The organism is Hydrocoleum sp. CS-953 (assembly GCF_002260545.1).
Lineage (GTDB): Bacteria > Cyanobacteriota > Cyanobacteriia > Cyanobacteriales > Microcoleaceae > Trichodesmium.
Genome location: NZ_LGSU01001194.1, coordinates 1 through 7,771 on the forward strand (window position 1 = coordinate 1; position 7,771 = coordinate 7,771).

Sequence of the window (7,771 nt, forward strand, 5' to 3'; positions counted from 1 at the left end):
GTGTGGGCAGTGTGGGGAGAGGGGGGGAGTGGGAGAGTGGGAGAGTGGGGAAGATGGTGCATAAGGGTACATTAATAGGGGTGTTTTTCTTCTACAGGACTTACGCAAAGGCACTACATATAGTGTTAACCCTCAAGGTTCTCTGTACATTAGCGATCTAGACTAAGTTCCTCTTAGCGATATAGCTGCCGCTAGGCTCCGCCAACGCCTGAACTACAATAAAATTATCATAAACTGAAAAATTTGATTGAGATTTATATAGATTGTCTGGTATGATTATTGAGTATAAAATTAATTCTTTATGAAGAGTTTTTAATGGACTTTAATTATATAAAATATTGTCAGTATTTAATAAGCAGTCAGAAAAATTACACCTTGACAAATTTAGCCAACCATCTCGAACAAGTTAGCCACGATAAAATTAACCGTCCCATACAAAAATATTGATTTAGGCTCAGAAATTTTGTGGGAAAATGTCAAAGAAGAAATTGTAACTACTGAAGATAGTTATTTGCTGCATTGATGATACAGTTATTAATAAAAAATATTCCCAAAAAATCGATAGCGAAGCTCCTCTGAAAGAGGCACTTGTACGACGTCAGTATAGTGGCAATGAACATGGAGTAGTGAGTGGAATAGGAATAGTTAATTGCTTATATTTTAATCCTCACATAGAGCAATGCAAGGATAATAGATTATCGTATTTATAACCCAGAAACTGATGAAAAAAGTAAAATAGATCATGTAGAAGAAATGATGGTTAATGTAGTAAAAAAGAATAAAATACCAGTAAAAAAAGTATTAATGGATAGCTGGTATGCAACCCAAAGACTCATGGCCTTAATAGATAATTTAGGTAATATTTATTATTGCCCGTTAAAAAGTAATCGTTTAGTAGACGACAGTGGAGGTGTAAAAAAATACCAAAAACTGGAAGAACTAAAATGGAATGAGTTGGAATTAGAATCAGGAAAAGTTATTAAGATTAAAGGAATTCCAGTGAGATAAAAAAGTCAAATTATTCTGGGCTACTGTTTCCACAAACTTCAGCAGAATATATTGCTACTAATGACTTGAAGCAATCCTCTACAGATGATGTAGAGTTTGAGTCACTTGCCTAGATGGAAAATAGAAGAATTTCACTCCAGAATTAAGCAATTAACAGGACTTGAATTTTGGATTGGGTCGTCGGGCAAAAATTCAAATAAATCATATTGCTTGTGCTATGTTAGTCTGGAATCATTTGAAAAAAATGGCAACTCTTTTAGGAATAACTATTTATCATCTTAAACATCAACTATTGTCTAAATATCTAGTATCTGAACTTAAATATCCTACAATTAAAATGACTGTTATTTAAGTTTTGATGGATTGTTTATAATCAGCAAAGCTTGGCGATCGCTATAATTTTTTTTAGCGTTGGCGGAGCCTAGCGGCAGCTATATCGCTTGATTTACCATGCCCTATATATAGTGTCCTTGCGTAAGTCCTGTTCTATTCTATTTCTCTCACTCCTGACTCAAGAGCCAAAAACCTCAACCTTTCCAAAGATACCAAATCGCTTCTATAGTGCTACGCGCAAGTCAGAAGTAATCTCGAACTATAACAATTCACTTTTAAATATGTCACAAATAGAATATGAAATAATTTGCTAAGGTTATTATATCGTCAAAGTTTTGAGCCGAGAAAATCTTGTTTTGTAAGCATTCAGCTATTAGCTGACTGCTGACTGCTAATAGTCTGGCCAAAGTACAGGACTAATTAAAATTAGTTGACGATCTTTTTCTTTGCTGACGGCTGAGAGCTGACGGCTGAATACTTATCTTGTTTTTGACTTTTGACTTTTAAATTTTAACTTTTGATTTAAAAATTATGCGTCTAATTGGCTTAACTGGCGGTATTAGCACGGGAAAAACTACTGTCTCTAATTATTTGAGTAAAAATTACCAGTTTCCAATTTGGGATGCAGATATTTATGCGCGGGAAGCTGTGCAACCTGGCTCATCAATTTTAGAGAGTATAGTAGAACACTATGGTAAAAATATTGTCTTACCTAATGGTAACCTAGATAGGCGAAGATTAGGAGAGATTGTTTTTAATGATAAAAAAGAGTTACATTGGTTAGAGCAAAAGATTCACCCTTATGTTCGCGATCGCTTTGAGCAGAATATTCAGCATTTTATGGTAAAAAATAGTGAATCTGGGCAGAAAAACTCTATACAATATCAAAACCCTACAGTAGTATTAGTAATACCATTGTTATTTGAAGCTAAGATGACGGACTTAGTAACAGAAATTTGGGTTATATATGCTACTCCCCAAAAACAAATAGAAAGATTAATGAAACGTGACTGCTTGACTCAACAACAAGCTTACACTCGAATTAATAATCAGATGTCCCTAGAAGAAAAATGTCAAAAGGCGGATATAGTTGTGGATAACTCCTCTACCCTAGAAATCTTGTTGAAACAAGTAGACTCAGCGATCGCTTACCCACAGGATAATTGAGTTTCTGGCCTAAATAAACACTTAAATTCATAAAAAGCTATTACCCCTTTTATCCTGAAGCCACTGCATAACATTTGTATTAAGTAGTAGTAACTCCTTGTATGGACAATGGAAAATTACCATGAGTCTCTACTTATCTATTGATATTTCTATCATAATCTCTATGATGGTCTCCCGCAAGTTCTGCAGCTTACAATTAAATAATTCAACCTCAAATATCCACAGGTTTTTAACTCCAATTCGGATATTTTTTAATGAACGAGGTAGTGGACGAGATAAAATGTAGTTTAGTAACTTAAAATTAATAACTATACAGTCAAGTCACAAATTAATTCCAGGTACTCCCCCGAATCAAGTTGATTTAACTATCAATTAGATTGGTAGAGCATCTGGAATTAGTTTTTTTGAGAGCAAGGAAGAAGTAAGAATTCAATAATTAATAATTAATAATTAACAATTAATAATTAATAATTAATAATTAGAGAGTGAATGCACAAGTAAAGATTACGAGGGTTAGAGTGATTAATTTTCGGTGGGTGGGGTGCGGAAAGTTAAATTTTGGTTCCGGTTCATAATTATTGTCGCCTCACCCTCCCCACCCTGCACCTGGATTTAATATTCCTTTTACAAACAGTTTCTTAATAATACCAATTCCCATGCATTATTACTCTACTTGGGCGATACTTCAGTTATTAATTTTTCGATACAATCAGAATGATTTTTTTTGCTTATTTTAGCTAGTTTAATGTTAATTATTCTTATGTTTTCTTCTATTGCACGGACATTACATAACAAAACTGCGTTTTCCGTTCCGGAATGCTCCGCAAACATCTTGCGCAGCAAAACGTCCCTAAAATCCCCTACTCCTCTACTCAACAAAATGTATAAAAGTTTTTGATAAATGGCATAATTACCTCTTCTTGAAAAGAATAGGATTGGTTAAAAGGGAATTTTTTTTCTCCTTTACAGTGCTTTTCAGATTGATAAACTACATCGTCACAACCAAAACCTTGTAGGGACTAACCATGGTTAGTCCCTACTGTGGTCTACTGAAATGAAAACCGCTGTAAAGGAGAGACTTTAAACCCTTATTTTTCGGTAAGAAGGAAGAAGGAAGAAATATTTCGGATAATTAGTTATCAAAAAGTTTTTGTTTGTAGTTGTGCGTAGAAAATCATCCCACCAATTACCGAATAATTAAGCTTTAAAACCTCTCACTCGCCGTGGAGAAACAATGAATTTATTTTCCTTTTATTCAATCCTTTCCCTAAAAGGAATAGGTAATTATCAATTATCCATTATCAATTATCAATTATCAATTATTGAACAATACCTATTTTTTGCTATTCCCTAGAGGAAAAAAAGGTGGTGTTAGACATAAACTGATAATTTTCTGGAGAACTCACTCGCCAACTTTCATCACCTAGCACTTCCAAAACTTGATGGTGATATTGCAACAAGGTAGGTCGGTGTCCGACACTAATATAAGTAGTTGATAAAGTTTGCAAATGTTGGTAAAGACTTTGTTCGTTTTGCACATCTAAGGCACTCGTTGCTTCATCTAAAATTGCATAACGGGGTTTAGTTAGCAATAAACGAGCAAAAGCTAGGCGCTGTTGTTCTCCCATTGACAACATATTATCCCAATCTTCAACAGTATCTAAACCACCAAGTCTTTCAGCTAAGTCTGGTAAGTTAACTTGTTTTAGCACTCGATAAATTTCTTCATCAGAAATATTTAAGTCAGTCCGTGGATATAACAGTTGATCTCGCAAGGAACCTAAAATCAGATAAGGACGTTGTGGCAAANCTAGGCGCTGTTGTTCTCCCATTGACAACATATTATCCCAATCTTCAACAGTATCTAAACCACCAAGTCTTTCAGCTAAGTCTGGTAAGTTAACTTGTTTTAGCACTCGATAAATTTCTTCATCAGAAATATTTAAGTCAGTCCGTGGATATAACAGTTGATCTCGCAAGGAACCTAAAATCAGATAAGGACGTTGTGGCAAAAATAGAATCTCTTCTAATTTTGGTCGGTAAATTGTTCCGCTGCCAGAATTCCATAAACCAGCGATCGCTCGCAAAATAGAACTCTTTCCGCCACCACTCATCCCCATAATTAACAGTCCTTCTCCCGGTTGTAATTCTATCGATACATTTTTAACTAAAGTTCTTTGATAATTAGGGGTTTGCAAAGTAAGATGCTGTAAGCTTAAACGTGAGTCTTCAACAGTATCAATTGTTTTACTATCCTCTACTGATGATACTTTTGGTTCTTCTAGAACTTTGACAAAACTCTCTAAACGTTCAATTCCTGCGATAAAACTGGTGAGAAATTCAAACATCCTAACTATTATATTCAAGGATCTAAAGACCTTTCCAAAAGCTCCATTCGCTTCTTGTATTGCTCCCACTTCCAACCCTGGTTCCCCTGCCAAAATTCTCGGACCAATAACTAACGCTGGTAACATCCAGGTAATATAACCATATACGTTTTGAAAAATATCTAAGTTTCTCTCCCAAGTAATCACTTTATTATAAATACTTAAAACTGGAGCAAATATCTGTTGAATGTAGGTAAATTCTCTATTAGCTCCATTATAAAAAGCAATTGATTCAGCATTCTCTCGAATTCTCACTAAACTAAATCGAAAATTTGCCTCTCGTTTCAGTTGTTCTTTTTTAATTGGAATCAAAATTTTACCAAAACCTATAGTTGTAATTAGCATACCTCCGAGAGAATATATCACTAAAATTAGAACCAAGAAATTTGATTTTTCCCAAAGTAAAATTCCAAATTGAACCAGGTTAATAATTGCCAAGGTAAACTGCCTAAATAGAGTTATAGAACGATGACAAAATGAGGCAATATCTTCTGCAATTCGCTGGTCTGGATTATCAATTTCTCGATAGAAAGTATTGACTTTATAAAAACAATTATTTTGCAAATATTTATCTAAATAAAATTTAGTCAACCACCCTCTAGAATAAAGACGAATTTTATCTTCTATATACTGCCAAGTAGCAACAGTCACAGCTAATACAATCGAAGCACCAATATAGAAAAATGCAGATTGCCAGAATCTCTCAGAGTCCAAATCAACTAAAGCAGAAATTAATTCTCCTTGTTGTTTTAGTTGATTAACTCCTATAGTTGAATCTAAACTGAGAAAACAAAGCAGCAATATAAGTAAACCAATTGCTCGCCATTTCTCTGGAGATTCCCACCAATATAGTTTACCAATTGACCAAAAACTCTGGAAAGCATGGAAAAAAAGTTTTATATTTTTCATTTTCTATATTTAATATGAATCAACTTTGTTAGCTGTACAGTCTTTGACTGTAGTTAACGGAACACCTTTACGAGTGACGGAATAAACAATATCGCAACTTGGAAAATCTTCTTGCCACTTGAAACGATGAAAAAATAAATAATAATCTGGTTGTTCTAATTTTATTTTTTTTAACTTACTTTGATCAATGATCGTAAAATCAGGTTCAGCAAAAGGTTTTGCTGAGTATAAACTCCAAACTCTTGGAACAACTACGATATCTCCTTTTTTCCCATTCTGATTAATCCATTCCATACCCTTTCTCATACTTAATCCCCAATAATCAGTTTCATATTGCTCGTGGGCAGCTTTTAAGCCACCAAAAACTCTGTTAAAATAAATATATTCATAGGGATGTAATGTTACCATATCAAAGAGAATAATCAGAACTCCTAGTAAAGTTACCCCTACTAACCAACTTTTAAACCTGGGTTGAGCAATCTGTTGATAACTCCAAATTAAACCAACAGATGTAATCAGAGCAATTCCTGGAATCACAAAAATAAAGTGTCTTAACCCATCATATAGGGTGGAACTTTTGATAATCGCAATCATTGGTAACAGGAATATTTGCAAGATAACTAAAATACTATAGGCTTTTTGGCGATCGCTAAATTGATGATAGTTTCGGGTTAGACCAATTAAACCTAACAAAAAGTAAAATAGTAACAGTGAAGGAGTCGTAATCAGAAACCAGGTAGGAAGATAATTCCAGGGAACTTCAGAACCTTTAATAAATTCTCCTTTAAATAAAACCAATCCAGGCCATTCATGCTGGGAAAAATAGCTGATGGCATCCCAAAACCAACGAAAAGGGTTTGACCAAGAAGAGGGGGTAACGCAGAAAAGAGTGATTGCCCAACTGACCGTCATTAAAACATAATTAACTAGGTAAAATTTGAGAAATTTTCCTATATTGTTTCGGGGAATTAATATTAAAGATACCAACCCTACAAATCCCAACATCATAAACCCACCAGTCCGAATACCACTGAGCAACCCTACTAAAATACCATAGCCGATCACTCTAATGCTAGTGCGCTGAATTCCCCAAAAAAATAGTGAATTTGAGTTTTGTTTGATTTCTTCAACAATATATGCTCCTAGATAAATACAAAGGCTAAATAAAGCAGCAAAAGGAATATCTCTAGGATTAAAAAAACTATGCCCCCAAAATCGCGGAAAAAGAGCGAGCATTAGAGGAGCTAACCAAGCCCATTTTTTTCCATAAAGGAGTGTAATGCCTCCAGCGACAGATAGGTAGCTAATTAGAGAAACACAAAAGGTAAAAATGTGCTTAGTTAAAAAGCGATCGAGAACCATAATTTCTGAATCAACTGCTGACAGGTATGGTTCTAAGGGAGGACGAGAAAATAAATGAGTTTCGAGCCAATGCTTAACTTGAAAAATGATTTCAGCCACCTTATCAAAAACAATTCCATAAAATTTCAAATCTGATGGTATTGTTTTTCCTTCCTGAATGAATTCCCAATTCCATTGAACAATTTTAAGATATAGATGCTCGTCAACCGATATCCCATGATGATTTACAGTCGAAAGACCAATCAAAGTAATCAGGGCTAAAACTGCTCCTAGCTTGATATAACTTTTGTTAAGATGTTCGAGAATGTGACTTAAATTCATTTGGTGGTGTCTCCTGTACTTAATACTTGGCGAATTTTCTAATAAATAAAACAAGCCAATAAATGATCTGGGGTTCAGGGGGAGTATGATTAGGTATAATGCAGCAATTTAATATATTTGAGAATATACCTGGCGTTATTCAAGTAGAGCAAAAAAACTCTTTTTCTTAAGATTTATACTTTTCGGACTCTTTTTCCTCTCCCTAATAAGTCAAAATTCAAAATTCAAAAGTTATTTTGGAGTTTTGACCAAACAAGCTAAGACACTTGTAATGTTTTGACAAT

At 34.3% G+C, this 7,771-nt stretch carries 3 protein-coding genes and 2 pseudogenes; 2 read left to right on the forward strand and 3 right to left on the reverse strand.

What is annotated here, in order from left to right; genetic code table 11:
• Positions 1-315: 315 nt before the first annotated feature.
• Together AFK68_RS19605 and coaE are read left to right on the forward strand one after the other, a co-directional pair.
• Positions 316-1,360 (forward strand): annotated as a pseudogene (locus AFK68_RS19605) (IS701 family transposase).
• Between the two features lie 512 nt (positions 1,361-1,872).
• Complete coding sequence (coaE, locus tag AFK68_RS19610) at positions 1,873-2,508, forward strand: dephospho-CoA kinase (RefSeq protein WP_094674355.1); 636 nt, start codon at positions 1,873-1,875, stop codon at positions 2,506-2,508.
• Between the two features lie 1,343 nt (positions 2,509-3,851).
• On the opposite strand, the gene AFK68_RS45755 is transcribed toward coaE, so the two are convergent.
• The 3 genes and pseudogenes from AFK68_RS45755 to AFK68_RS19625 all read right to left on the reverse strand — a co-directional run.
• Positions 3,852-4,317: ATP-binding cassette domain-containing protein (locus AFK68_RS45755; protein WP_371357459.1), on the reverse strand; the 466-nt coding region annotated here is incomplete at its 5' end.
• Between the two features lies 1 nt (position 4,318).
• Positions 4,319-5,804, reverse strand: a pseudogene (locus AFK68_RS45760) (ABC transporter ATP-binding protein/permease); the annotation flags it as partial.
• 9 nt (positions 5,805-5,813) lie between these two features.
• Positions 5,814-7,487 (reverse strand): glycosyltransferase family 39 protein, encoded by a 1,674-nt coding sequence (locus AFK68_RS19625; protein ID WP_094674361.1) that lies wholly within the window; start codon positions 7,485-7,487, stop codon positions 5,814-5,816.
• Between the last annotated feature and the right edge of the window lie 284 nt (positions 7,488-7,771).

Coding starts and splice junctions, on each gene's coding strand:
- coaE (WP_094674355.1), top strand. CDS start 1,873: ATGCGTCTAATTGGCTTAACTGGCGGTATTAGCACGGGAAAAACTACT.
- AFK68_RS19625 (WP_094674361.1), bottom strand. CDS start 7,487: ATGAATTTAAGTCACATTCTCGAACATCTTAACAAAAGTTATATCAAG.